General features: G+C 53.5%; 25 protein-coding genes. All 25 read right to left on the reverse strand.

The genetic code is table 11. The annotated features are described in order from the left end of the window. Positions 1 to 3: 3 nt before the first annotated feature. Positions 4 to 762: a 4Fe-4S dicluster domain-containing protein gene (locus GXX34_00560; protein HHW06015.1), complete on the reverse strand. Its 759-nt coding sequence runs from the start codon at positions 760 to 762 to the stop codon at positions 4 to 6. Beyond that, entirely contained in the window at positions 759 to 1157 is a 399-nt protein-coding gene (gene dsrJ, locus GXX34_00565) for a sulfate reduction electron transfer complex DsrMKJOP subunit DsrJ (GenBank protein HHW06016.1), read from the reverse strand. Before dsrJ ends, GXX34_00560 begins: the two co-directional genes overlap by 4 nt. Next, positions 1150 to 2775, reverse strand: a complete 1626-nt coding sequence (locus GXX34_00570) for a (Fe-S)-binding protein (protein HHW06017.1) — start codon at positions 2773 to 2775, stop codon at positions 1150 to 1152. Before GXX34_00570 ends, dsrJ begins: the two co-directional genes overlap by 8 nt. Positions 2776 to 2777: 2 nt before the next feature. Further along, positions 2778 to 3314 carry a hypothetical protein gene (locus GXX34_00575; protein ID HHW06018.1) on the reverse strand — a complete coding sequence of 179 codons (537 nt, stop codon included), beginning with the start codon at positions 3312 to 3314 and terminating at the stop codon, positions 2778 to 2780. Between the two features lie 235 nt (positions 3315 to 3549). Next, a complete protein-coding gene (locus GXX34_00580) occupies positions 3550 to 4440 on the reverse strand; it encodes a 4Fe-4S binding protein (protein ID HHW06019.1) in 891 nt (296 codons plus the stop codon). 55 nt (positions 4441 to 4495) lie between these two features. Further along, positions 4496 to 5434, reverse strand: coding sequence for a transcriptional regulator (locus tag GXX34_00585; protein ID HHW06020.1), 939 nt, complete (start codon positions 5432 to 5434; stop codon positions 4496 to 4498). A 100-nt stretch (positions 5435 to 5534) separates the two neighbouring features. Beyond that, positions 5535 to 6149 (reverse strand): phosphoribosylanthranilate isomerase, encoded by a 615-nt coding sequence (locus GXX34_00590; protein HHW06021.1) that lies wholly within the window; start codon positions 6147 to 6149, stop codon positions 5535 to 5537. Beyond that, positions 6146 to 6955 (reverse strand): indole-3-glycerol phosphate synthase TrpC, encoded by an 810-nt coding sequence (gene trpC, locus GXX34_00595; GenBank protein HHW06022.1) that lies wholly within the window; start codon positions 6953 to 6955, stop codon positions 6146 to 6148. Before trpC ends, GXX34_00590 begins: the two co-directional genes overlap by 4 nt. After that, a complete protein-coding gene (trpD, locus tag GXX34_00600; protein HHW06023.1) occupies positions 6955 to 7992 on the reverse strand; it encodes an anthranilate phosphoribosyltransferase in 1038 nt (345 codons plus the stop codon). The genes trpC and trpD overlap by 1 nt, the downstream gene beginning before the upstream one ends. Positions 7993 to 8021: 29 nt before the next feature. Next, positions 8022 to 9491 (reverse strand): anthranilate synthase component I family protein, encoded by a 1470-nt coding sequence (locus GXX34_00605; protein ID HHW06024.1) that lies wholly within the window; start codon positions 9489 to 9491, stop codon positions 8022 to 8024. Positions 9492 to 9744: 253 nt separating this feature from the next. Beyond that, entirely contained in the window at positions 9745 to 10677 is a 933-nt protein-coding gene (gene arcC / locus GXX34_00610; GenBank protein ID HHW06025.1) for a carbamate kinase, read from the reverse strand. Between the two features lie 49 nt (positions 10678 to 10726). Beyond that, positions 10727 to 12091, reverse strand: a complete 1365-nt coding sequence (gene hydA, locus GXX34_00615) for a dihydropyrimidinase (GenBank protein ID HHW06026.1) — start codon at positions 12089 to 12091, stop codon at positions 10727 to 10729. A gap of 19 nt (positions 12092 to 12110) precedes the next feature. Next, complete coding sequence (locus GXX34_00620) at positions 12111 to 13373, reverse strand: threonine synthase (GenBank protein ID HHW06027.1); 1263 nt, start codon at positions 13371 to 13373, stop codon at positions 12111 to 12113. Between the two features lie 155 nt (positions 13374 to 13528). Then, positions 13529 to 14806: a serine hydroxymethyltransferase gene (locus GXX34_00625; GenBank protein HHW06028.1), complete on the reverse strand. Its 1278-nt coding sequence runs from the start codon at positions 14804 to 14806 to the stop codon at positions 13529 to 13531. A gap of 87 nt (positions 14807 to 14893) precedes the next feature. Next, positions 14894 to 15916, reverse strand: a complete 1023-nt coding sequence (locus GXX34_00630; protein ID HHW06029.1) for an XdhC family protein — start codon at positions 15914 to 15916, stop codon at positions 14894 to 14896. 10 nt (positions 15917 to 15926) lie between these two features. Continuing rightward, entirely contained in the window at positions 15927 to 16718 is a 792-nt protein-coding gene (locus GXX34_00635) for an EF2563 family selenium-dependent molybdenum hydroxylase system protein (protein ID HHW06030.1), read from the reverse strand. Beyond that, on the reverse strand, positions 16702 to 17313 hold the full coding sequence (locus tag GXX34_00640) for a nucleotidyltransferase family protein (protein ID HHW06031.1): 612 nt from the start codon (positions 17311 to 17313) through the stop codon (positions 16702 to 16704). The genes GXX34_00635 and GXX34_00640 overlap by 17 nt, the downstream gene beginning before the upstream one ends. Then, a complete protein-coding gene (gene yqeC / locus GXX34_00645; protein ID HHW06032.1) occupies positions 17310 to 18092 on the reverse strand; it encodes a putative selenium-dependent hydroxylase accessory protein YqeC in 783 nt (260 codons plus the stop codon). The genes GXX34_00640 and yqeC overlap by 4 nt, the downstream gene beginning before the upstream one ends. 28 nt (positions 18093 to 18120) lie before the next feature. After that, entirely contained in the window at positions 18121 to 19005 is an 885-nt protein-coding gene (sdaAA, locus tag GXX34_00650) for an L-serine ammonia-lyase, iron-sulfur-dependent, subunit alpha (GenBank protein HHW06033.1), read from the reverse strand. 12 nt (positions 19006 to 19017) lie between these two features. Next, a complete protein-coding gene (gene sdaAB, locus GXX34_00655; protein ID HHW06034.1) occupies positions 19018 to 19767 on the reverse strand; it encodes an L-serine ammonia-lyase, iron-sulfur-dependent, subunit beta in 750 nt (249 codons plus the stop codon). 6 nt (positions 19768 to 19773) lie between these two features. Beyond that, positions 19774 to 21138, reverse strand: a complete 1365-nt coding sequence (locus GXX34_00660; protein HHW06035.1) for a pyridoxal-phosphate dependent enzyme — start codon at positions 21136 to 21138, stop codon at positions 19774 to 19776. 76 nt (positions 21139 to 21214) lie between these two features. Continuing rightward, positions 21215 to 21751 carry a helix-turn-helix domain-containing protein gene (locus tag GXX34_00665; GenBank protein ID HHW06036.1) on the reverse strand — a complete coding sequence of 179 codons (537 nt, stop codon included), beginning with the start codon at positions 21749 to 21751 and terminating at the stop codon, positions 21215 to 21217. Positions 21752 to 21911: 160 nt separating this feature from the next. After that, positions 21912 to 23357 carry an Asp-tRNA(Asn)/Glu-tRNA(Gln) amidotransferase subunit GatB gene (gatB, locus tag GXX34_00670; protein HHW06037.1) on the reverse strand — a complete coding sequence of 482 codons (1446 nt, stop codon included), beginning with the start codon at positions 23355 to 23357 and terminating at the stop codon, positions 21912 to 21914. Beyond that, entirely contained in the window at positions 23358 to 24824 is a 1467-nt protein-coding gene (gene gatA / locus GXX34_00675; GenBank protein ID HHW06038.1) for an Asp-tRNA(Asn)/Glu-tRNA(Gln) amidotransferase subunit GatA, read from the reverse strand. Positions 24825 to 24848: 24 nt separating this feature from the next. After that, positions 24849 to 25136 (reverse strand): Asp-tRNA(Asn)/Glu-tRNA(Gln) amidotransferase subunit GatC, encoded by a 288-nt coding sequence (gatC, locus tag GXX34_00680; GenBank protein HHW06039.1) that lies wholly within the window; start codon positions 25134 to 25136, stop codon positions 24849 to 24851. Positions 25137 to 25323 lie beyond the last annotated feature (187 nt).

The raw sequence follows: 25323 nt of genomic DNA on the forward strand, positions 1-25323 counted from the left end.
GGTTTACACCAGGTAGTAAACCTTTGGTTTCGTGCCCAGTTCCGCCTTCCGCTGTAAGCTGAAACGACCGGCCAGTACTTGCCGTACTTCGGAACCGGGATCATTCAAGTTGCCAAAATACAAGGCCTGGTGGGGACAAACCTCCACACATATGGGCCGCTGCCCCAGGGCAATCCGCTCATCACACAAGTTGCATTTTTCCACCACACCTTTTTCCCTGGTGGGGAATGCGGGATTAGCCTCCTTGATAAAGGGCCTGGGATCGGTGAAGTTAAAGCTCCTCGCCCCGTAAGGACAAGCCGCCATGCAATACCGGCACCCGATGCAGCGATGGTAATCCATCACCGTAATACCCGACGGCGTCTGGAAGGTAGCCTTGGTCGGGCACACCCGCACACAAGGGGCATTCTCACAATGGTTGCACAGGGCCAAAACATTGCTGCTTAATAAACTCTCTTCCTTGAGCCCCTCCAGTTCCGGAAACACAGCCGTGAAAGGAGCTGACCAGATCCACTTTATCTCATTTTTGGCGCTATCCATCTCAGGCACATTGTGATGGTAATGACACGCTTTGATGCATTCCCGGCAGCCGGCCTGCTGCTTTTCCCAGCACTTGCGCACATCGATGGCCAGACCCCACTTTGCTTTCCGGTCTGAGCTAACCGGTTCTTTATCGGCCAAGGCTTGCGCCAGGGGCAAGGTGCCCAGGACCAGCGCCGTGGCCCCGCCGGCTTTTAAGAACTCACGCCGGTTTATTCTCATAATCCCACCTCCTCCGGCTCCAGGTGGCAAGTCCAGCAATCAGGCTCCACGTTGCTGTAATCATGACACCGGTCACAAAAATCAGCTTTATTGGAATGGCAATCTAAACAGGTGTTTTGCAAACTCACCGGGTAAACGGTGCCATCCCAGGCCTGGTACTCGCGCCGGCCGTCTCGAATGGCCCAGTCCCGCCAATCCTTTAAAAGCTCCATATGTTGACTGCGCATGGTTTCTACCGGCAACACGCATTTTTGCTCCGGCATCTGCAAGATGCGGGGAGTATTCAGATCCAGCTCAGGAGCCTCGGCTTGGGCGCCAAATCCCAGCCAAAAAGGCAGGGTGGCGATGACAAAAAACACCGCTAGTCCAGCCAACACCCTTCCGCCGTTATACATCGTCATTTCCCTCCTTGGCGCCCTGGGACACTAAAGGTTGCCCTCTCAGGTCAGCCTCCCGTTCTTTTTCGCCTGTCATTACCAGGGCATTGCCTACCAATTCATGGAGTCCGGACACCTGTACTCCTGGAACCCAGTAATCCATCAGGGCCGGCAGCACCGCCCGGTCCACGGCACAGATACAGCTTAACAAGTTGACATCGTATTTGTCTTTCACGTACTTGACGGCGTTGGCCCGCGGGAATCCGCCCCGCATTCTCATTTCCATCAGTTCATCGGCATTCAAGCCCGAGCCGCTGCCGCAGCAGAAGGTTTGCTCCCGGATGGTGTTGGACGGCATTTCATAGAAATGATTGCAAACATGTCTTAAGATGTACCGGGGTTCTTCCAATAATCCCATGGACCTGGCCGGGTTGCAGGAATCATGGAAGGTCACCCGCCAGTGATCATTGCGGCTGGGATCTAATTTAATCTTGTTATGCTTGATCAGGTCCGCCGTAAACTCGGCAATATGGATCATCTTGGTGGAAGCGGCATGCTCAAACCTGGTACCGGTCACCGGGGATACCGGCACTTCCAAGAAATCAGCCGGACCGTTCATAGTATCCATATACTGGTGAATGACCCGCCACATATGGCCGCATTCGCCGCCCAGGATCCATTTCACCCCGAGCCTTTTCGCCTCAGCATACATCTTGGCGTTAAGTCTTTTCATCATTTCGTGGGAGGTGAATAAACCGAAATTGCCGCCTTCCGAAGCATAAGTACTAAAGGTATAATCCAGGCCGATTTCATGGAGCAGCATGATTATGCCCATCAGGTTGTATGTACCCGGATCGGCAAAGATATCTCCGGAGGGGACAATCACCAGTACCTCCGCCCCTTTGCGGTTAAAGGTAACCTCGGGCCTAATCCCAGTTAAATCTTCGATATCATCCAAATAGAACTCAAACATATCTACCAGCCCGTGGGGCTGAATCCCCAAGTGATTACCCACCCGGTAGCAATTAGCTACGGAACTGACGATCCAGTCGATGTTCAAACCGACCAAATTCAGCAGCTCCCTCACAATCATCGTGATTTCCGCCGTGTCAATCCCGTAAGGACAGAACAAGGAACAGCGGCGGCACTCGGTGCACTGGTAGAAGTAATAGAACCATTCTTTAATCACATCTACCGTGAGTTCCCTGGCTCCCACCAGCTTGCCGAGGAGTTTCCCGGCGGCGGTAAAATTCTTCCGGTAGACGGAACGCAAGAGCTCAGCCCTGAGCACCGGCATGTTTTTCGGGTCCCCCGAACCCAGGTAGAAATGGCACTTGTCCGCACAAGCACCACAGCGGACACAAATATCCATGAAGATCTTCAGGGAACGGAAACGATCGATTCTCTCCCGTAACCCCTCCCAAATAATTTCCTGCCAGTTTTCCGGGAGCTTCCAATCCTCCTCGGCCGGCGACCACTCCCGTGGGTAGGGTAGTCCTAAAACTTCCATACTTTTAGGTTTGCTGGGATAGCTCCAGAAACCGGGTTTAAAGGTTACCGGCGTCTCCATCCAACCGGTAGCCGGGGGCTGGTAACTTACTTTGCGCAATTCGTCTGGTTTAGGCACTGATGACACTTTTATCCCTCACTTCCTTCTGCCTGGTATCCATCGCACTGCCGGAGCACCGCGTCTTGATAAATCTTGGGGATACTGTTTTTCAGTTCTTTGATGCGAATGGCGTACAGTTGCTCGCGGCAGTTGGAGTAGACTTCAAAAGCCAACAGGGTCGCTAAATCAATTCGTTCCTCGAATTCCGCCAGCTCCTGCCAGCGTATCGTCTCCCGATGAGTTTCGGCCAACAGCTCTCGCACCGGCCGCTTCAGGTAAAGCAAGAAACCTACCGCCCGCCCCGGCGGAAAATCCTGCACCGCTCTGATTTTAATGAGAGGTTCCAGGGCGGCCTTGAGCATCTCTTCACTTATTTGGGACTGGACAAGCTGGGTCCAAAGGGCTTCAATGCCCTGGCGAAAAGTATAGCCCACCGGATTATTAAACGGATCGGAATTGTTCTTGAGGAAAAGTGCCGTTTCAGAGGGATAATCAGCCAAAATCGCGTCAAACCATTTGGCCAGTATTGATTTCTGCTGGGACATTAAGAATGGGAGTATATTCACCGTTCGGCCCCCTATGTTAAAAAATAAAGGAAGCAATTGTAACCGACTGCTTTACTAATTTGCTTAAATAGTTCGCTATTCATCGCTAAAATCCTGCCTGTTTTATAAAATCAGTCAAAAAAATTTTCATTATAGATTAGTGCTCGTTAGTGTTTTTAGGTTTTTATTAAGAAAAAACAGGCTTGTGCGGGCGAAACAGCCCAACCCAAACCTGTGTTCTTGTTTAACAGGCAGATTAGCTGTTGGCTTGCAGCTCAATCGTAAACTCCGGATGCATCAGCACATCGATTTTTTCCGGCTCGATTTCCGCGACAAGCTTCCTAAAACTGGACATGGATACCCGCTCGATCATGTGGGCAATTCTTTCTTCATGATTACCATACCAGTAGTAAGCGGCCAAAATCCTTTGGATTTGCTCGATCACTTCACCTTGGGTAGGAAAATCACCAAAGCATTGGCCCAACATGGGACTTCTTCCCATTTTGCCGCCCACATACAAGCGATAGTATACACCTTCACAAAGCAAAGCCTCATTAGGGCAGGCATGCAAGCAGTCGCCGCAATCGATGCACTTTTCACGGTCATACACCACGCTGCCTAAACTATTCAGGTACAGGGCACCCTCGCGGCACTGTTTGATACAACTGCGGCACATCTTGCATTTTTCCGGGTAAAAGATGACGCGGGATACACCCACAACGCCAACATCATTAATTAATGGATGAGTGCAGCCGTTCACACAACCGGAGATGGCGATCTTCACTTTGGCCGGCATATGATCTAAATGACCCAATATACTGTCCAACTCCAAACCAATTCCTTGGGTGTCTACTTGAGCATTGGCACAACTATAACGTCCGGGGCAAGCGACAATATTGCGCACATTATTCCCGTAGGCGCTTCCGTCCCACCCGGCGCGACTCAGCAAAGCTTGGGCCTGCTCTAAAAACTTGACCGGGACACCGGGAATTTCAATGGTTTTCCTGGTAGTCAGGTGCAATCGCCCGTCACCGTAGCGCAGCGCCACTTCTCGCAAAATATCCAATTGCTCCGGGTACACTATCCCCAGCGGTACGCGCAGGCGGATGGTCACCAGGTTAGGATCTCTAGCAGACACACTTCTCATGCGCAAAACCCTCTTTCCACGCCGGAATCATTTCATTACAAAGCCAATCCCGGCATTAATAGTTGGCTTGCACTTCCTCTTTACTGGCAATGAACTTAATGTAGTCCAGTACGGATTTCTTCTTTTCCACAGGAAGTTCTTTCAACAGACTCGCTATTTCCAGTGTAATCGGGTCTGCCGGCACCTCCATTCTCCCCGGGAGACTCTTGTTGATGAGCTCCATGATATTGAGGGCTAATTCCTGCTGCCACTCCTCGGCTTCCTTAAACATTTCGATGCGATTCCGGTTTTTCTTCAGATTCACCCATTGTTCAATAGGTACAATATTCGGCGCATCGCTGTTAATCTCCTGTGGATTGGCAAGAAAATAATCAACGGACACACCCAAAGTATCTGCCAACTTCTCCAGGGTATTTAACGACGGCTGCACCTTGCCGGTCTCAATCTGCGCGATGAGACTATCGGAAATGCCTAACTGGGCAGCGAGTTTGACTTGTGTTAAGCCTTGTGCTTCCCGTAACTTTCTCACCCGTTCTCCCAGGCTGACCGGGCTATCGCCCTTTAAGAAATAAGATACGGGCTTTTCCAAGGCCTTGGCCAGTTTTTCTAAAGTTTTTAAGGACGGGCAAACATTACCTCGTTCGATCTCGCTGATATGAGTGTAAGAAATACCCGCTCTCTTGCTGCATTCCACCAGGGTGAGTCCCATTTCCTCCCTGACCTGCCTGATTTTCCGGCCGGCGGAGCTGGAGATGTATTCACCCGTTTCTCGCTCGATTTTTTCCCCTTTGGTATCGGCCAGGCTGATAAACCTCGTATCGTCTACCTCCAACACCCTGGCCAGTTGTCTTAAGGTGTTGACTCCCAAGCATCTCCGCCCGTTTTCCACATCCTCCAAACAGCTGACGGGGATATCCACTTCGGCAGCCAGAGCCGCCAAGGTCAATCCTTTTTTCTCCCTCAGTTTCCTGATTTCGCTACCCAGTCCAGACACGATTATCCCCCCAAAATAGCTTGCAGCGATGTAAAGTATTAATTTCACTTTTCTTTATTCTAACCAATACACCAGGATCTTGCAATAGAGAGTTCCGTTATTACTTAACTTCTTTCGCCAATTTAATGAATTCTTTAATCTTGGCCGCATCTTTGCGCCCCCCAGTCTCTACCCCGCTGGAAACGTCCACTCCGTAAGGCCGTACTGTCATGATAGCTTGCTGCACATTACCGGCATTTAAACCACCGGCCAGGATCACCGGTTTTGGCGAGGGGATCTTTCTTAAGACATCCCAATTAAAAGCCTCCCCTGTACCACCGTAGCATCCCGGCCGGTAAGTATCAAACAAGAAGGCATCGGCCCGGTAACGGGCCAAGTCCGAAAGTAAGATCCCCTCCCGGACGCGAAACCCTCTAATCAGTTTATAACGGACGGGCACTGGATAATCCGGCGGCTCGTCGCCGCTTAATTGGATCGTGGTTAAACGGCAGAACTCGGCAATCTCTTCCACTTCCCGGGGCGGGGCGTTGACAAAAACACCCACTTTATCCACATAGGGCGGAAGCATTGCAATGATTTCTTTTGCTTTTTCTTTCGTGACCCGGCGGGAACTGGGGGCAAAAACAAATCCGACGGCATCGGCGCCTGCCTCCGCCGCCGCCAACGCCGCCTCCGGATCCGTGATGCCGCAGATCTTCACTTTCACTCCACTCACAGGGACACCGCCTTTCTCAAAGCAGGGACACCCCTCAAGCTCAGGGCTTTCCCTTTCAGGTCAGCAGAGGCCATCAGGGCCTCTCCGACCAGCACCCCATTGACGCCGGCGTCACTTAGCATCATCACGTGTTCCCGTTCCCAGATCCCGCTTTCGCTGACAACCACCACCCCCTGGTCCCTTAAAGCCGGGGCCAACCTCAGGGTGGCCTGCAGGTCCGTTTCAAAGGTGTCTAAATCGCGGTTATTAATGCCGATGATTTCCGCACCGCCCTCCAAAGCCGCGGCAATTTCCTCCTCGGTGCGGCATTCCACCAGCACCTGCAGCCCCAGCTGCCGGGACAGCTGGATATACTGTCTCAATTTGCCCGGCGGCACGATCTTGGCAATCAAGAGGACAGCATCGGCCCCCAGGCACCTGGACTGGTAAATCTGGTAAGGGTCGATGATAAAGTCTTTTCGCAGGAGGGGCTGCTCCGTCATCCGGCGGGCGTCCCTCAGGTAATGCTCCGCCCCGCCGAAAAAGCGCCGGTCGGTCAAAACGGAAATGGCTTCCGTACCCGCTTCCCGGTAAGCGGTCACTACATCTTCCAAATCTAAATCCTCCCTGATCATCCCGCGGGACGGGGACTTGAATTTCACTTCCGCAATTAAAGCCACCCGGTCACCCTGCAGCGGGACTTTGAAATCCCTGGCGGGCGGCAAGGCGGCCACCCGGGCTTCCAGTTGGGCCGGCGGCTGCTGTTCCTTGGCTCTTTCCACTTCCCTTTTCTTGTAGGATAAAATGTCCGCCAGGATATGATGCATTACCCGCTCACCGCCTCTTTACCGCCGAGCTGACCGGTAAACCGGACCAGTTCCTCCAATTTGTCATAGGCATATCCTTCATCAATGCTCCGGGCCGCCAGGTCCAATCCCTCCGGTAGAGAACCGGCCAAATCCACCGCCATGAATCCCAACGCCGCATTAAGCAAGACCGCGTTTCTTCTCGGTCCCGGCTCCCCTCGCAGGATAGCCCGGATAATACTCGCGTTTTCCGCGGGCCCGCCGCCCGACAGGTCCGCCAGAGCGGCCGGTGCCATGCCGTATGCTTCAATATTCAATGTATAGGTCCGCAGCCACCCGTTCCTGAGCTCACAGATTTTGGTCATCCCCAGGGGAGACACTTCATCCAAGCCGCCGGCACCGTGGACGACAAAGCCCCGCTGCACACCCAGCCGGTGTAGCACCCTTGCCACCGGTTCCACCAGCTCCGGGCTGTAGACGCCTATCACCTGGGCCGTCACCCCGGCCGGGTTGGTTAAGGGACCAAGCACATTAAAGACAGTCCGGAAACCCAGCTCGCGCCGGGGCCCCGCCACTCGTTTCATCCCCTGGTGCAGCACCGGGGCATAAAGAAAAGCTATGCCCACCCGGTCCAAGCAGGCGGACAACTCCGCCGGCCCCAAATCAACTTTAACACCTAAAGCCTCCAACACATCGGCGCTCCCGCAGCGGCTGGACACGGACCGGTTGCCGTGCTTCGCCACTTTCACGCCTCCCCCGGCCAGCACCAGTGCCGCCGCGGTGGAGATATTAAAGGTATTCGCCCCGTCACCGCCGGTCCCACAGGTATCCAACAGCAAGGGATGGATACTCTTAATGACCGGTGCCTTGCGCCGCATGACCAGGGCAAAGCCGGCAATTTCCTCCGGCGTTTCACCTTTTAATTTCAAGGCCGTGAGCATGGCACCCAGCTGGGCATCAGTCACCCGGCCGGCCATGATCTCTTCCATTAAGGCCGAGGCCTCGGTTTCCTCCAAGCTGCTCCCGGCCAATACCTTGCTCAACAAATCCCGAACCACTCCGCTCGCCTCCTCTATACTCGTCTCTGCTAAAGGGCTACCAGTGACAACCCCAAAGCCTGGCATAATGCCTCGGCTTTGGCTTTCACCTCCATGAATTCCAGCTCCGGCCTGGAATCCGCCACAATCCCGGCTCCCACCTGGACATAGACCCGGTTGTCCTTGATCACGGCCGTGCGAATGGCGATGCCTGTGTCCAGCACCTGGTTAAATCCTACATATCCGACTGCGCCGCCGTAAATCCCCCTGTCAGATGGTTCTAAATCTTCAATGATTTTAGCTGCTGCGTCGCGGGGCGTGCCCAGCACCGTGCCGGCGGGAAAACAAGCAGCCAGGGCCTCGATAGGAGCAACCCCGGGACGCAGTCGTCCCGCAAGCTGCGACACCAGGTGAATCACATGGGAAAAATACTGGGGCTCCAAATACTTGGCAATGGTCAGGCTGTCCGGCTCGCATACCTTCCGGAGATCCCCCAGAGCATAGTCGATCAGCATCCGGTGTTCCGCGATTTCCTTTGGATCGGCCAACAGCTCTTGTACCAGGCGCAAATCCTCTGCAGCATCCGTCCCCCTGGGCCTGGTGCCGGCAATGGGGCAGGTAGTCACCTGTCCCTGCTCCACCCGGAGCAGCATTTCCGGGGAAGAACCGATGGCTTTAATGCCGTTTTGACTCAGGTAGAACATGTAAGGGGACGGGTTAATGCTGCGCAGCCTGCGGTAAATCTCAAAATCATCCCCGGAAAAGCGGGCTTCATAGCGGCGGGACAAAACCACTTGATCCGCGTCACCCCTGCGAACGGCAGCAACGATGCGATCCACCTTCTCCATGAACTCCGCGTCAGTCATATTGGCTTGCAGTTCCTCATCCAGGACAAATTTGCCGGCAGGGTCCATGGGAGCGGCCAACCTAGCCATGACCTGTTCGCTTTTGGCTACCGCCTTTTGATAGGATCGCCCCGGGTCTTCCTTTTGCAAGTAACAATTGACCACCAGGGTCAATTGATGGGTCAGGTGATCATAAATGATCACCGTTTCAGGAAAAAACATTTGACAGTCGGGCAAATCAACGGTCTCTTTCCCGGGCGCCCGGTGAGGCACCCGGGGCACGGGAAACCCCGCTTCAAAAGCTAGATAGCCGACCGCCCCGCCGTAAAACCGGGCTAATCCTTCCACCGCGTGGAACCGGAAGCGGGCCAGTACCTGCCTGAGCACTTCCAGCGGGTGACCGTCGGCCCGTACCATCTCTCCGCCTGCATAAGACAGGACGCCAATACCGTTAGTGGACACGAAGCTCATGACAGGGTCACAGGCGATGAAGGAATAGCGACCCAGGAACTGCCCATTTTCGGCACTTTCCAGCAGGCAGCCGGTCCGGTTGCCCACCAGCTTCCGAAAAATGGTAATGGGCGTCTCCGCATCCGCCAGCATCTTGACGTGAACCGGAACAATGTCAAAATGGCGGCTGAGAGACAAAAATTCCTGGAAGGAGGGATAGATCATGCTTTCTCCCCCCTTTCAACGAAAAAACGGCACTCAAATGAGTGCCGTCTACCTTCGTGACGACATACCTCACCTAAGCTCATCTCCATCTCTCCTCTTCTCTAAACTTGTCTCAGCTCAAACTCTATGGTCCGGTGGGCCGGGGGCTTCTTACAGCCGGTACATCTCCAGAGCCAAAGGTTTAGGCCCCGTCCACACTGTTATAGATAATATTACAAGTCACGCCAATAAATGTCAAGCAAAAGATTTGTCTTTATTGCACAATTCGTGTGCCTTTTTCTCCTTTGACCCCGGCTTCCAGGTGGCTGAGGGAAGTAATCACGGCTTCCCCGCCCGCTTCCACGAAGTTGATGGCCGCCTCCACTTTGGGACCCATGCTGCCCTTGCCGAACTGGCCGGCCGCCAGGTAGTTTTTGGCCTCAGCAACGGTTAACCGCTCTAAATTTTTTTGATCCGGTTTGCCGTAATTGATGGCCACATTGGTTACATCCGTGGCGATGACCAATACATCAGCCCCCAGCTCCCTGGCCAGCAGGCTGGAAGCCAAATCCTTGTCGATGACGGCTTCCACCCCGGCCAGCCTATCATCGTCCTTGACAACGGGAATTCCCCCGCCGCCGGAAGCAATCACGATCACACCGTTGTCCACCAAAGTACGAATAGTGCCAATTTCTACAATCTCTTTCGGTCTAGGCGAAGGAACCACTTTGCGCCAGCCGCGGCCGCTGTCCTCAATCCAGGTTTCCCCTTTTTCCTTCATATTCTTTTCCGCTTCCTCACGGCTGTAAAAGGGTCCCACCGGCTTGGTCGGGTTTTCAAAAGCCGGATCCTGCCGGTCTACCACCACTTGGGTGAGCACCGTCACTACCTGCTTGTCCAAGCCCGCTTTTTTCAGTTCATTGTAGACACACTGTTGAATCATGTAGCCAATCAGTCCCTGGCTTTCGGCACCGCAAACATCCAAAGGCATGGCCGGGACCTGGTCTCTGGCCGCCGCGTTTTGCAGCAAGATGTTACCTACTTGGGGCCCGTTGCCGTGGGAGACCACCACCCTGTACCCTGCCTGGATCAGTTTGACAATTTGCTGGGCACTGTAGGACACATTGGCCATTTGTTCTTCAACGGTGCCTTTTTGTTTCGGCTGTAGAATAGCGTTTCCACCCAAAGCAACAACAACAGTTTTCATTTAGTTCCCCCCGTCCAAATTCTCCTGATTGCTTATTCCTTGTTTTGTCTTATGGCCAGGCTATTTCTCCTGCCTTGATAAATTTCCCCCAGCCGGGTTCGCCCACAAACCTGCCGTTTTGATACACCACCCTGCCGCGGGAAATCGTCATCACCGGATACCCTTTGACCTTTAATCCATGAAAAGGTGTATACCCGGCTTTGGAATGAAGGTGCTCACCGGTTAACAGTTGGTCCCGGTTCGGGTCCACCAGCACCACATCTGCATCGCTGCCTGCCCGGATCACTCCTTTTTGGGGATAGAGACCGAACAGTTTAGCCGGATTGGTGGACAAGTAAGCCGCCAACTGGGCCAGGGTCAACCTACCCTTTTGATAACCTTCGCTGAACACAAGCGGCAAGAGAGTCTCTGAACCGGGAATCCCGGGCAGCGTCGTAAAACATGTATCTGCTTCTTTTTGTTTTAGAGTATAAGCACAGTGATCCGTGGCCACCACCTGCAGGCTTTCACCCGCCAGGGCCTGCCACAGCATTTCGTTATCCCGGCCGGTGCGAAGCGGCGGTGTCATGATATATTGCTGCGGGAAATCCCGCTGAAAACAGCTGTCATCCAGCACCAAATAATGGGGACAGGTCTCGCCGTAAACCTTCACCCCCCGGGCTCTGGCGGCTGCAATGACGGCGGCCCCTTCGCCCGTCGACACGTGGACGATGTATACCGGCACGCCTCGTTTTTCCGCTAAGGCAATCACGTCTGCCACAGCTTTGACCTCAGCGGCGCCGGGCCTGCTTTTGCCATGGTAGGCGGGAGCGGTCAAGCCCTGCTCTTTTAACTTTTCCCCTACCGCCCGCACATGATCATCGTCTTCCGCATGCACCGTCACCAGCAAGCCCTGTGCATGAGCATCCACCAGGAGGTTCTCAAGGTGATGGTAAGGAATGCGGGAAGCTTCATAAGTGGTGAACACTTTGAGACTGCTGATGCCCTCTTGGCGTAAGTTCTCCAGCTCTGCTTGCGACCAGGGGCGCTCCCCGTAAAGGCACATATGGAAATGATAATCGATGCAAGCCTTGCCGGCGGCTTCCGCCCGGCGCGCCCGCAGCCCTTCCGCCAGCGGCTTACCTTCAATGGGGTCCGCATAGTCAATGAAAGTGGTTACCCCGCCGCAGGCCGCCGCTAAGCTGCCGCTGGTAAAATCATCGATGGTTAATGCTCCTCTGGTCAACAAACTGTAATGGGTGTGAGCGTCGATGACCCCGGGCAGGACCACCATCCCCGAGGCATCGATCACTTCGGCCCCGGCGGCCGTCAATCCCCGGCCGACGGCGGCGATTCTCTCACCCTCAACCAAAATGTCCGCCTGCACTACACCTTCCTCGGTAACTACCGTACCGTTTTTAATGATCAAGGCCATGGCGAACTCCCCTAACTTTCTATTGTTTCATATAATCAAAAAAGCCCTCTTTTTGCTCCAGCGCAGCCAGCAGTTCATCCATGTCAGGATGGACTTTAATCGGTTCACCGGCAGCCTTAATGGCGTTGTTGACATCCTTTAAGCCGTTACCGGTGACGGCGCAGACCACCGTCTCGTTTTTCTTGATAATCCCCTGGGCTACGGCTTTTTTCAGGCCGGCCAGCCCTGCCACCCCAGCCGGTTCACCGAAAATACCGGAGGTGCGACCCAGCAAGCGCATGGCAGACAGGATTTCCTCGTCGGATACGTTAATATAGGTGCCGTGGGAGTCTCTTACGGCCCGCAGGGCTTTTTCCGGGTTTCTGGGCATCCCTACGGCGATGCTGTCGGCCAGGGTATTCTCATCCGTGGGCTCCAGTTTACTGCCGGAGAAGAAAGCCTTGGTAATCGGAGCGCAGCCTTCCGCCTGCACGCCGAGCACCTTGGGCAAGCGGTCAATCATGCCGGTATGATACAGGTCCAGGAAACCTTTCCAGGCCCCCCCGATGGTGCAGCCGTCCCCCACGGAGAAGACCACCCAATCAGGCACTTCCCAGTTCAACTGCTCGCAGATTTCCAAAGTCACCGTCTTTTTCCCCTCAATCAAATAAGGGTTAATGGCGGCATTGCGGTTGTACCAACCGAACTTTTTGATCGCTTCCGCCGACAGCTTAAATGCATCCCGGTAATCTCCCTGAACGCTGATCACCGTGGCGCCAAAAATTAAGAGCTGGGCAATCTTCCCTTGGGGCGCCCTTTGCGGCACGAAAATACAGGTTTTCATGCCCACGCTGGCCGCATTGCCGGCCAAAGAAGAAGCCGCATTCCCGGTGGAAGAACAGGCAATCAGTTTGGCACCTTCCTCCATCGCTTTCACCACCGCAATGGCCGAAGCCCTGTCCTTCAAAGAGGCAGTGGGGTTCTGCCCATCGTCTTTCATATACAGTTTTTCCAAGCCAATAGCGTCTGCCAGCACCTTAGTCTCATACAGGGGCGTCCAACCTACCCGCAAACGAGGCCTGGGGCTGTCAGGTTGGATGGGGAGATAATCGCTGTATCTCCAGATGGTGAAATTACGGTTTTCCTTAAACATTTCCTTGGAAACCCGGCTCTTAATATAATCGTAATCATACTTTACATCTAAAATCCCGTCCGCACCGCAGTCAGGACAAGTGTAAACACCGGGCGCAGCAGGATAGGTCTTACCGCAGTTGATGCACTCCAAGTGTTTGACGTTGCGCATCGAAAAACCCCCTTGGTAGATTTATCTATGATTAATATTATGCTTACAAATTAAATATATCTTAATAACAGGGCCGGCGCAATAGCATTTTTCTCCTGACACCGGCAAGAAAAGAAAGGCACTCTTACCCACTTGGGTTCGAGTGCCTCGTTCTCTTACGCCAAGTCGGCGTACAAGGGGAAGCGGGCACAGATGTCGGCGACTTTGGCACGGAGGTTTGCCTTTTCTTGCTCATAAGCCTCCGATAAGGTAACGTCGATGATAGCCGCAATCTCTGCCATTTCCTTTTCCTTGAAGCCGCGGGTGGTGCAAGCCGGTGTACCGATGCGGATACCGCTAGTGACAAACGGGGATTCGGGATCGAAAGGAATGGCATTCTTGTTAACGGTAATGCCGATATCGTCAAGACGATGCTCTGCTTCTTTCCCCGTCACCCGCCGAGAGCGTACATCCACCAGCATCAGGTGGTTATCCGTGCCGCCGGAAACCAGGTTAAGGCCTTTGTTCATTAAGTTCTCCGCCAGGGCTTTGGCATTCTTCACCACTTGCTCCATATAAGTCTTGAACTCAGGACTTAACGCTTCTTTAAAAGCAACGGCTTTCGCCGCGATTACGTGCATTAAGGGGCCTCCCTGCAGTCCGGGGAAAATCGCCTTGTCAATAGCCTTGGCATGTTCCTCTTTGCAAAGGATGAGGCCACCCCTGGGTCCCCGCAAGGTTTTGTGGGTGGTGGAAGTCACAAAATCCGCATAAGGAACCGGGTTGGGATGCAGCCCGGTCGCCACCAAACCGGCGATGTGGGCCATATCCACCATGAACAAAGCGCCAACTTCGTCGGCAATCTCCCGGAAGATCTTGAAATCGATTACTCTCGGATAGGCACTGGCCCCGGCCACAATGAGCTTGGGACGATGCTTTTTGGCTTGCTCCCGCACCATATCGTAATTGATGGTTTGCGTTTTTTCGTCTACCCCGTAAGCGACAAAGTTATAATAGAGACCGGAAATATTCACGGGGCTGCCATGGGTTAGGTGACCGCCATGGGCTAAGTTCATCCCCAGCACTGTATCGCCGGGCTTCAGCACTGCCAAGTAAACGCCGGTGTTGGCGTTGGCACCGGAATGGGGCTGCACGTTGGCATGGTCGGCACCAAACAGCTGCTTGGCTCTTTCCCTGGCCAGGTCTTCCGCGATATCGACAAACTCACAGCCGCCGTAATACCGCTTACCGGGATAACCTTCGGCATATTTGTTCGTCAACACGGAACCTTGAGCTTCCATCACGGCTGGAGAAACAAAGTTTTCCGACGCAATCAGCTCGATCTTGTCATTTTGCCTTTTCCTTTCCTGTTCCAGAACCTTGGCGATTTCCGGATCCACTTGCATCAGGTGTTTCACTTTTGTAGCCTCCTTGTCAATAAAGTCCTTATTCATTTATTTTAGTATTCACCGTAATTTAATTTAGATCACTATCATTAAATGGTATTCAACAAAAAAGTTAGTTTTCCTGTTAGAATTTTATCATTTGTTTATTTTTTTCCCTTTACGGCGATGCCAGATGATTTCCGCCAAGATGCTGACCGCTATTTCGGCCGGAGTTTCGCCTCCGATATCCAATCCGATGGGCGTCTTCACTTTGTTCAGGTCCTCCCGTGCATAGCCTTCCTCTTCCAGCTGATCGAACAGTAACCTGGTCCGGCGGCGGCTGCCAATCAAACCTATATAAGCCGCCGGGGAAGTGATCACTTGGCGCAAGCACTCGGCATCATAGCGGTGCCCCCTGGTGACAATGACTACATAAGTGGAGCCGGTAATAGGATACTCCCTTAAAGCCTGGGCAAAACTGCTGCAGATCACCTGGGCCCGGGGGAAAAGCCTGGTGTTGGCAAAGTCCGGCCGGTCATCCACCACGGCAATTTCAAAATCCAAGTAAGCTGCCATGGCCGCCAGGGCCTGAGCAATATACCCTCCTCCCAGAATTAAGAGAGTATGCGGCGGGACAATAGGCTGGATAAAGAGCCGGTTACCGTTAGGCGCCTCTACCAATTGCGGTTCATCCAGCAGCCAGTCAGGCTGCAACCGGTCCAGTACCGGTGTCCCCCCCAGGTACGAGCCGGCAGCATCGTACACGGCTCTTTTCCCTAACAAACCCGGATCTCCTTGTACCACCAGACATGAATAGACTGTCTCATTTTTCTCCTGGCAAGCTGCCATTAAACGAAACGGTTCCGGGTCCGGCACCGGTTCAATCACCACATCCATCATGCCGCCGCAAACCATGCCTTCATCGGCGGCAATATCTGCAGTCATATCCACCTGATGGATCTTCATACGGCCCTGGTCCATAGCCATCAAGGCTGCCTTCTTGACCTCCGCTTCCCCACACCCGCCGCCAATGGTCCCCACGGTTCTGCCGTCGGCAAAAACCAAGAAGGAGACTCCTTTTTGCCGCGGGGTTGAGCCCTTAGTACCGATGATGGTGGCTAACGCGACTTTTTCCCCCGTCGTCATGCTTGTTAATACCTGGAGAATTTCCTTGTCCATAGTATCCTCCTTACCTTTTGCTGGCAAGATGCCCCAGAATCCCTTCCAGGACTCCACCGCCGATAGCCAAAGCTTTTTCCGAAACCGTAAAACAGTATTCCACTCTTCCCCTGGGGTCCACATCTCCTACTTTCATGCCCCGGTGCACCGCTAAACCGCTGCGCAGGATACCCCGCAGCACACCGCTGATCCCGGCACGCACCGGTTCGCCGCCGGCTAAGGCCACCACTTCACCCTCATGCACCAGATCACCGATTTCCCGCACCGCTTCAAAGACCCCGTCCCCAGTTGCTCTTAGCACGCGCTCCGCGCCATAACCTGCAATGGATCCCGGCACCCCGGTATTCGGGAGAGCGCTGCCTTGGCGGATGACCCGGCCTAAATAATGGCCCCGCATGGTCTCAATGACCAGGTCCACGTCTTCCCCGGCGGTAAAGCCAGGCCCACAGCCGATCACCAGGGGAGCTTGTCCCCTGAAAGTACCCAGGTTTTTCTTGGCCAAAGTGGCATCTACAATCACTTCCGGCGCCAATTCCCGGCAGCAACCGGCTTGCGGGTCCACCAGCACGGGGATCAAGCCGTCCTCCAATAGTTTTTTCGCCTCCAGACTGTCCCCGGCGAGGCAGGCCTTAACTCCTTCGACCTCCGTTGTTCCTTCGTAAACCGCCTCGGCGAAAGCTACTTTACGGCGGATGACCGTCGGTTGGGGGATCTCGGTCATCACCACCTTAAAGCCGCTCCGCCATAATCTTAAACCGATGCCGCTGGCAATATCTCCTGCACCTTTAATCAAGACCAACATCTGCCACATCCTCCTCTTCCGGTCGAAGCTTTTCGTACGCCTCCGGTTCATCTACATCAATTAGTATGCCTGGATCCTCCACCGGTAAATAGCACACTAGATGGGGGTTATCTCTGATCACCTGCCTGGCGCCCACATCAGCCGAAACATTCAACAACCGGGGGAAGAGTTCCTTCGCCATCAACACAGGATGACCGGATCTTCCCTGAAAAGTCGGCACAATAATGGAGGACCGCCGCTCATAAAAGACCCTGGTGATGTGCCGGACGGTTTCAGTCTTGATCAGGGGCATGTCTCCCAGGGCAAGTAAAACCGCTTCCGCCTCCTCCGGCAGTGCCTGTACGCCGGCTTTGAGGGAAGAGCTCATTCCCTGGCCGTAAGCTTTATTCTCCACCCAAATAACATCTAAACCGGCCAGTTGGGCCATAATTCGTTCCTTGGCGTGCCCAACCACTACCAAGACAGGTCCGGCTCCGGCCTGCCGGTAGATACTTATCGTTTGGCCTAACAGCACATTCCTGCCCCAGGGCAGGAGTTGCTTCAGCCTCCCCATTCGTTCACCTCGTCCGGCCGCCAGGATGAGGGTGGCTATCATACGATCACCTCATTGACGGGCGGTTCCTGGCTGACATTGGCCAGCAGCACCTTTTTGATGCCCCTTGCCCTGAGCTGCCGGGCAAAGCGCCTGGCGTTTTCCCCATTAGCGCCGTTCACCCCGTTGATGATGACGACCATCTCCGCTCCCTCCGGCAGGGATTTGGGATAACTGTCAGGATGCAATAGGGCCTTTGCCGCCACTTCCGCTGTTAACGGGCTGCCTAAACTGACCCCGGCGAATTCCGCCACCAGCTGGGCCCGGTGGATGTATTCCGGCAGCACCGGCAACCCGAAAGCCCAAGCACCCACAATCACAATCACTAGTTCCGTAGAAGAGGGTACCACCGGCTCATGGGATGCGGGCACTTTAAAAGGCTTTTTCGCCGATCCGTCCGCCTCCACCAGCACATGCTTGTGGGGAAATCGCCGGTGTACCAGATCTATCTCTTGGGGGCGAACCCCCTTCAACTTCCCCGCATCAATTTCCGCCCCCAAGAGCAGCAAATCGCAGTTGGGTAACCCTGGTTTCTCTAACCACTCCCCTTCCGGCAAATTGCGGAGCAACAGCCGGTGGGCAAAGGACAAACCTTCACTGGCGGCCAACCTGGTGGTGGTGGTGACAATGACCTCCCGGTGCACGGCATTGAATTCCCCGGCCAGGCGTTTAATGGTGGAAGTCTTACCCCCGCCACCTACCACACTGATAACTTTCGCCTCCCTGCCTTCTATGGCATCAAGCAAGAAACCTTTTTGCTGCCCTGCATGAATCACTGCCAATCCACTCCTTTGCATGGGTGCCGGCCGGTTAAGAAAAATCTCCGAGATTGAGCTCCTTTTCCAATTGACGGGCACAAGGGGTATTAGCCAGGCCGCCTCGGGCCGTTTCTTTTAAACTCACGGGTAGGGATAAGCCCACTTCCCGCATGGCAGAGATAGCATCATCAATGGGAATGACGCTTTTAATACCGGCCAGCGCCATATCAACGGCAATCAAAGCATTGGCAGTACCCATGGCATTTCTTTTAATACAAGGCACTTCCACCAAACCGGCCACCGGATCACAAACCAAACCTAACACATTTTTCAAAGCAATGGCGCCGGCATGGCCGGCTTGTTCCGGATCACCGCCGGCCAGTTCCACACCGGCGACAGCGGCCATACAGGAAGCCGTGCCTACTTCCGCCTGGCACCCGCCGGCTGCACCGGAAATAAAGGCTTTCGCCCCGACCACCGTACCAACCCCGGCGGCGGTGAACAAGGCAGCCACAATGTCTTCCCGGCTTTTGCCCAGCTGTTTCCCAATGGTATACAATACAGCCGGCAAGACCCCGCAGGACCCGGCGGTGGGAGCCGCCACAATCTTGCCCATAGCAGCGTTGACTTCGGCTACGGCGATGGCCCTGGCCACGGCGTCCATCACCGGTATCCCGGAGACATATTTTGATTTGTCCTTCACATGAAACAGTTTATAAGCATCTCCACCCGTCAGCCCGCTCTTGGAACGAACCTGTTCATGCAGGCCCCGTTCCATGGCCGCCACCATGACCGACCAATGGGAATCCATCTGTTGGCAAATATCATCCCGGCTTCGACCCGTCTCCTCCATTTCCGCTTCTATGACAATGGTGGAAATCTTTGCTCCCCTGCTTTTGGCTTGTTCGATGATTTCTTTAACTGAAGCTAGATGCACCCCAGCACCTCCTTAATCTTTCACGGGTTTCAGGATAAAGGCCTGTTCAATCTCTTCTAAATTGCGGATGGCCGTTACCACATCGGGAGGAATGGGCATATCGGTCTCGACCACCATGAGGGTTTGCCCACCTTTCCCCTCCCGGGAAACCTTCATCTGGGCGATATTAATCTTATTGTCCGCCAGCAATTGGGATACTTTAGCGATCATGCCCAACTGGTCCTTGTAGATGGCACATACTGTGTAATACTCACCGGTCAGCTTCACTTTAAAATTATTAATCTGAGTGACCAGGATGTTGCCCCCGCCAACGGAGGAACCGATTATGGTCCGCTCCCGCCCGGTCTTATCCTTTACCACTATTTTAACTGAATTGGGATGAGCTATCCCCAAATCCGTGGTACCGATGGAAATTTTCACTCCTCTTTGGGCGGCGATTTCCATCGCGTGCACAATATGCTCATCATCGGTTTTCATCCCCAAGATGCCGGCCACTAGGGCTAAATCGGTCCCGTGCCCTCTACCGGTCTGGGCAAAGGAACCATGCAAGTAGATCTCTGCCTCTACCGGCGGTGCATTTAAAACGGCCACCGCCATCCGGCCCAGCCGCACCGCGCCTGCAGTGTGGGAGCTGGATGGACCGATCATCACGGGTCCCACAATGTCAAATACGCCTAGCAATTTCTTCACCTTCCTCCAATATACAGACAACACGAAGCGGCGAATCCAATATCCATTGAACCGCCGCCTCTTCAAGAACATCAACAACTATTTACGCATTTCTTCAATTTTCTTGTTGTATTCGAAGATCTTGTTGTATTCTTCATCCCAGAAAGCTTGGTCCCGCATGGAATCGATGTATTCCTTGCTGTAACCAAAGGGCAGCCAATCCATTTCTTTTTGCTTGAAGAGTTGTTCCTTGGCCTTCTTCGACCGGAAATCGTAGATATGCTGCTCGCCCATGCCCAGGAAGATATCCTTAAACCAGCGCTCCAAGACGAATTCCTCCGTCTCCAGGTAGCGACGCTCCAGGTCTTCCAGCACAGAATTGTAACGGTCGAAACTGTCGGTGGCGATGGTGACCACGTTGTCATCGGGACCGAGGCGCAGGTATTTAGCCATCTTAATGGCTCCCAAAATGTTGCACAGCCCTGACACACCGAACAGCTCCCTCATGCTTTCCGCCACGTCGCGATCCACGCCAAATTTCACCAGGGTATCCGGGCTGTCATGGATGATCTTCAATCCCTTGACGCAATCATCGTCATGGATTAAAGCCACAAAGTCAGTGTTGAGGACGTTATGGATCAGGGTGCACATCTTGTCCCCAATCCCTTCAATCCGGTGCTGGCCGCGGCCGCCAAAGGCCAAAGTAGCACATTCATAGGGCTCCAGGGCCACTACTTTACACTCGGGGAAAGCTTTCTTGATTTCGTCCCCGGCACCGATGGTTCCGGCCGAACCGGGAGCCGACACGAAGCAAGCAATCCGCCCGTTGCCGACGCCCTGCACCGCTTCGATGGCGGAATTACCTGTTACATAACGGTGGAAACGATAGTTGGGCATCAATTCAAATTGAGCCAGGGCTCTGTTTTTCGGGTCCTTGGCCAATTCATGGGTTCTCTGCAAGGTCAGGATCACATCGGATTCCGTACCCGGTGTCAAATCTAGTTCCGCACCGTATCTCTTGATCCGCTCATATCTTTCTTTACTCATGTTATCCGGCATGATCACAACGGCTTTATAACCCATTAAGTTACAGATATAAGCGGTACCGATGCCGAAGTTGCCTGTGGAAGGACCTAAAATGGTATGTTCGCCCGGAATAATGGTACCGTCAACACAGCCCTCGATCAAGGTGGCATAGGCGGGACCTACTTTGTGGGAACCGGAAGGAAAATCCCTACCCAGTAGCACCACGATGTTGGCCTCAACACCGGTCATTTCCTTAGGCAAAACTATTTTTCTTACCTGATTGTTTTCATCTTTCCAAGTAATATTGAACAGGTTAATCGGATCAAACTCATCTTCCTTTAAGGCCTTCAAGGCTTTCTGCCTGACACTCGGATCAATCTTTTCCGGGTGCAGCATCTCCTCATAAGTTGGACCAAATGGAATTTTTTTGCTACTCATGCTTATACCCCTTTTCATATATAATTTTTGAGCATATTGACACTGCTTCAACTACCGGTGAAGCTGAGCAGACTCCTTAGAAGCGAGGCGGTGTAATGGCTGAAATAAAGATCAGGTCTTCCTCGCCGACACTGACTATTTTGTGCGGAATGGCCGCAAAATAATAAATGCTGTCGCCTTCCTCCAAGACATAAACTTCATCGCCGATGCTTATTTCCATTTTTCCCTGTAACACATAAATACATTCCTCGCCGGGATGAGAAAGCGGCTCGTCGCAACTGACCGCTCCCACTTCCAGCCTGGCCATCATCACTTCCATTTGCTTGTTAAGATCCGGAGAAAGAAGTTCGTAAACCAAATGAGATTCCGGAAACTTGAGGATTTTCCGCTCATTCTTCCTGACGACGGGACTGGTGCTGCCGTTGTCAAGTAGGAAATAAAAAATGGGCACTTCCAATGCATCAGCAATTTTCCGCAGGGACGTAATCGACGGTTCCGCCAAATCCCGTTCCACCTGGCTAAGAAAACTGGCGGTCAAGTCAGTCTTCTCGGCCAGCTCCTTCAAACTCATGTTTTTCTCCATGCGCTTCTTGCGGATTTTCTGACCAAGCATGATAGCCTCCCTTTACGAGTCCGGTAATTGCGCCAGGTACGCTGAAATGTGTCTTTAATAATCCACAAAAAATTTAATTCGACTTTAACACTTAAAATCCTTCTTCTAATTTATAAATTTTATACATGGAAAAAACCCGCTCAACGCGGGTTTGAAAAGGCTACAACTTTTTCCGCAGGATCTCGTTGACCAGTTTGGGATTCGCCTGCCCTTTCGTGGCTTTCATGACCTGCCCCACTAGGAAGCCGAAAGCCTTGTCCTTACCGTTTTTGTAATCCTCCACTGACTTGGGATTCTCTGCCAGGACCTGATCCACAATGGCTTCCAACTGGCCGGTGTCACTGATCTGTTTCAGTCCCAGTTCTTCCACCAGGACCCGCGGGTCTTTCCCCGTATCAAACATCTTTTCAAAAATATCTTTACCCATTTTGCCGCTGATCTCGCCGCTGTCGATCATGGTTAACAACTGGACCAGCTGCCCGGGGCTGATGGGGCATTCCTCCACTTCCAGGTTGCGGGCATTCAAGACTCTCAGCAGCTCAACCATGATCCAGTTGCTGACTTTCTTGGCATCCCGGTACTGGGCTACCGCCGCATCAAAGAAATCAGCCAGCTTTTTCGATGCCGTAATCACCCCGGCATCGTATTCCGGCAGTCCCAGTTCGGCCATCAAACGCTGCTTGCGGGCTTCCGGCAGTTCCGGTATCGTTTGCCGGATCTCCTCTATCCAGGCATCGTCAATCTGCAAAGGAGGAATATCATGTTCCGCAATCAGGCGGTAGTGGTCTGAACTGAATTTAGGCCGCATGGGTTCGGTAATGCCTTTTGCTTCATTCCAGGTCCGGGTCTCCTCTTCCACCCGGCCTCCCTCTTCCACCACCCGGATTTGCCGTTCAATCTCGTACCGGATGGACCTTTCAATGGCGCGGAGGGAGTTCATATTCTTCAGCTCGGTTCGGGTGCCGAATTCACTGGACCCCACCGGGCGGATGGATACGTTGGCGTCGCAGCGCAGGGAGCCTTCCTGCATCTTGCAATCGGACACTTCCAAATATTCCAGGATAGCCTTGAGTTTCGCCACAAATTCCCTGGCTTCTTCCGGAGACCTGATATCCGGCGCGGTCACGATTTCCAATAAGGGGACACCGGCCCGGTTAAAATCCACCAGGGTATTGTTGGCTTCCAGAATATTGTCGCCGCCGGCATGCACCAGTTTGCCGGCATCCTCCTCCATATGGGCAAAAGCAATGCGGACCCGCCTGGTACTGCCGTTCACTTCCACATCCAAATACCCGTTGCGGATGATGGGCAGGTAATACTGGGAGATTTGGATGTTTTTCGGCATGTCGGGGTAATAATAGTTTTTCCGGTCAAACCTGCATTCCTTGGTAATCTCGGCATTCAAGGCCAGCCCGGTTTTGATGGCAAACTCCACCACCCGTTTGTTCAAGCGCGGCAGGGCGCCGGGCAGCCCCAAGCAGACAGGACAGACATGGGTGTTAGGGGCGCCCCCGAACTCAGTGGTACAGCCACAGAAAATCTTCGTCTTCGTCTTAAATTCCACGTGTACTTCCAACCCGATCACTGCTTCGTATTTGCCGAACATCTATTTCACCTCCGCCAGTGGGATATCCTTTGGAAATTCCAGCAACTGCTCCAGGGTGTAAGCCGCTCTCAACAAGGTGGGTTCCCCAAGGGGAGGCCCGATCAATTGCAGTCCTACCGGCAGTCCTTCCACTAACCCGCAGGGCAGGGAAATGGCCGGCAAGCCGGCAAGACTGGCCGGAATGGTGCAAATGTCGCTGGCATATACCTCGACGGAAGTCAACTCCTTAACCTGCTTCGGCCAGGCAACTTTGGGGGAGGTGGGGGTAACCAGCACATCATACCTGGCAAAGATATGATCGAAATCCTGCTTCACCAGGGTCCTCAACCGCAGTCCCTTGTCATAATAGTCCTTCAGGCGGCCGGGACCGGAAAAGAAGTGGCCGAGCAGGGTGCGCATCTTGACCTCATGACCGAGCCCTTCCCCGCGGGAACGGCAGTACATGGTTTCCAGATCCTCAGCCTCCAGGTTGCGGTAACCGAACCGCACGCCGTCCACCCTGGCTAAATTGGAACTGGCTTCGGTGGTACCGATCAGGTAATAGGCCGGTAAGGCGCACTCCGTATGAGGCAGGGATACTTCCTCCACCAGGGCGCCGTTACTGGCCAGGACTTGCAAGGCTTTTTTAATGGCCTCAATTACTTCCGGCGCCACTCCCGCCCCAAAGTACTCCTTGGGCACGCCCACCTTAAGCCCTTTGACATCTTCAACTAAGGATTGACTGTAATCCGGTACGGGCGCGGCCAGGGAAGTACCGTCCAGCGGGTCATGCCCTGCCATGGCTTGCAGCAACAAGGCACAATCCCGCACATCCCGGGCCATGGGACCGATGGTTTCCATGGAACTGACGGTGGACACCAATCCGTAGCGCGAAACCAACCCGTATGTAGGCTTCAACCCGACAATGCCGCAGAGGGCTGCCGGCTGCCGGACGGAGCCGCCGGTATCCGTCCCCAGGGCCAGCGGCAGCTGGCCCGCGGCCACGGCTGCGGCACTGCCGCTGGAGGAACCACCCGGCACCCGTTCCAGATCCCATGGATTGCCGGTCACCTTAAAAGCAGACAATTCACCGGTACTGCCAAAAGCAAATTCATCCATGTTCAGCTTGCCGAAGTTTATTGTACCTGCGGTCGCCAGCTTGTCCACCACCGTAGCCTGGTAGGCGGGCACAAAACCGGCGAGCATCTTGGATCCACAGGTGGTTTGCAATCCCTTGGTGCAAATATTATCTTTATAGCCCACCGGGATGCCTGTCAAAGAGCCCACTTCTTTCCCCCGGGCAATCTCTGCATCCAGGTCATTGGCTTTGTTCAAGGCTTCGTCCCCATTAAAAAACAAAAAAGAACCCAGCTTTTCCTCGGTGCCGGCAATCCTGTCCCTGAAACTCTCCACCACATCGCGCACGCTGATTTCTTTTCCGGCCAGGAGCCGGTGCAGCTCAAAGGCGGTCAGCTTGTATAAATCCACAATGATTCCTCCTTCACGTCCTCGCTAGAGCAATTCAATCCTGGGCACCACAAAAAACCCCTCCTGAGCGAGCGGGGCATTGGCTAACGCAGTTTCTTGATCGTAACCCGGTTCAACCTCATCTTCCCGCAATACATTATGAATGGAATGGACAAAACCAAAGGGCGGGACATCATTTAAGTCCATTGTCAAATATTTATCCATATAAGCCAGGAGTTCTTCCAACCGCCGGATAAAAGCTTTTTTCTCCTCTTCCGTCAGCGTCAAACGAGCGGCTTTCGCCAGCACTTCCACTTCCCGGTCATCAATCATTCACGAAGCACCCCTTCTTTTTCGATATACTGCCATTAAAAACCATGAAGATTATATCAAATCAAAGATATAAGTGCAACTTAAGCCCCCCGGGCCGGCTTTTCCGTTAACCTTCCGGCGCCGTGCCCGTGGGAATATTTATAATCCCTGTTAATATTAAGCTCGATTATCGTTATAATAATATCAA

The sequence above is a fragment of the Clostridia bacterium genome (genome assembly GCA_012840125.1).
Lineage (GTDB): Bacteria > Bacillota > DULZ01 > DULZ01 > DULZ01 > DULZ01.

Coding starts and splice junctions, on each gene's coding strand:
- gatC (HHW06039.1), bottom strand. CDS start 25,136: ATGATTGATGACCGGGAAGTGGAAGTGCTGGCGAAAGCCGCTCGTTTG.
- gatB (HHW06037.1), bottom strand. CDS start 23,357: ATGTTCGGCAAATACGAAGCAGTGATCGGGTTGGAAGTACACGTGGAA.
- dsrJ (HHW06016.1), bottom strand. CDS start 1,157: ATGTATAACGGCGGAAGGGTGTTGGCTGGACTAGCGGTGTTTTTTGTC.
- GXX34_00630 (HHW06029.1), bottom strand. CDS start 15,916: ATGGACAAGGAAATTCTCCAGGTATTAACAAGCATGACGACGGGGGAA.
- GXX34_00635 (HHW06030.1), bottom strand. CDS start 16,718: ATGTTGGTCTTGATTAAAGGTGCAGGAGATATTGCCAGCGGCATCGGT.
- GXX34_00665 (HHW06036.1), bottom strand. CDS start 21,751: ATGCTTGGTCAGAAAATCCGCAAGAAGCGCATGGAGAAAAACATGAGT.
- GXX34_00660 (HHW06035.1), bottom strand. CDS start 21,138: ATGAGTAGCAAAAAAATTCCATTTGGTCCAACTTATGAGGAGATGCTG.
- sdaAB (HHW06034.1), bottom strand. CDS start 19,767: ATGTTCTTGAAGAGGCGGCGGTTCAATGGATATTGGATTCGCCGCTTC.
- GXX34_00625 (HHW06028.1), bottom strand. CDS start 14,806: ATGAATAAGGACTTTATTGACAAGGAGGCTACAAAAGTGAAACACCTG.
- arcC (HHW06025.1), bottom strand. CDS start 10,677: ATGAAAACTGTTGTTGTTGCTTTGGGTGGAAACGCTATTCTACAGCCG.
- GXX34_00640 (HHW06031.1), bottom strand. CDS start 17,313: ATGATAGCCACCCTCATCCTGGCGGCCGGACGAGGTGAACGAATGGGG.
- trpC (HHW06022.1), bottom strand. CDS start 6,955: ATGCATCATATCCTGGCGGACATTTTATCCTACAAGAAAAGGGAAGTG.
- GXX34_00620 (HHW06027.1), bottom strand. CDS start 13,373: ATGCGCAACGTCAAACACTTGGAGTGCATCAACTGCGGTAAGACCTAT.
- GXX34_00560 (HHW06015.1), bottom strand. CDS start 762: ATGAGAATAAACCGGCGTGAGTTCTTAAAAGCCGGCGGGGCCACGGCG.
- GXX34_00605 (HHW06024.1), bottom strand. CDS start 9,491: ATGATCTATCCCTCCTTCCAGGAATTTTTGTCTCTCAGCCGCCATTTT.
- GXX34_00580 (HHW06019.1), bottom strand. CDS start 4,440: ATGAGAAGTGTGTCTGCTAGAGATCCTAACCTGGTGACCATCCGCCTG.
- hydA (HHW06026.1), bottom strand. CDS start 12,091: ATGGCCTTGATCATTAAAAACGGTACGGTAGTTACCGAGGAAGGTGTA.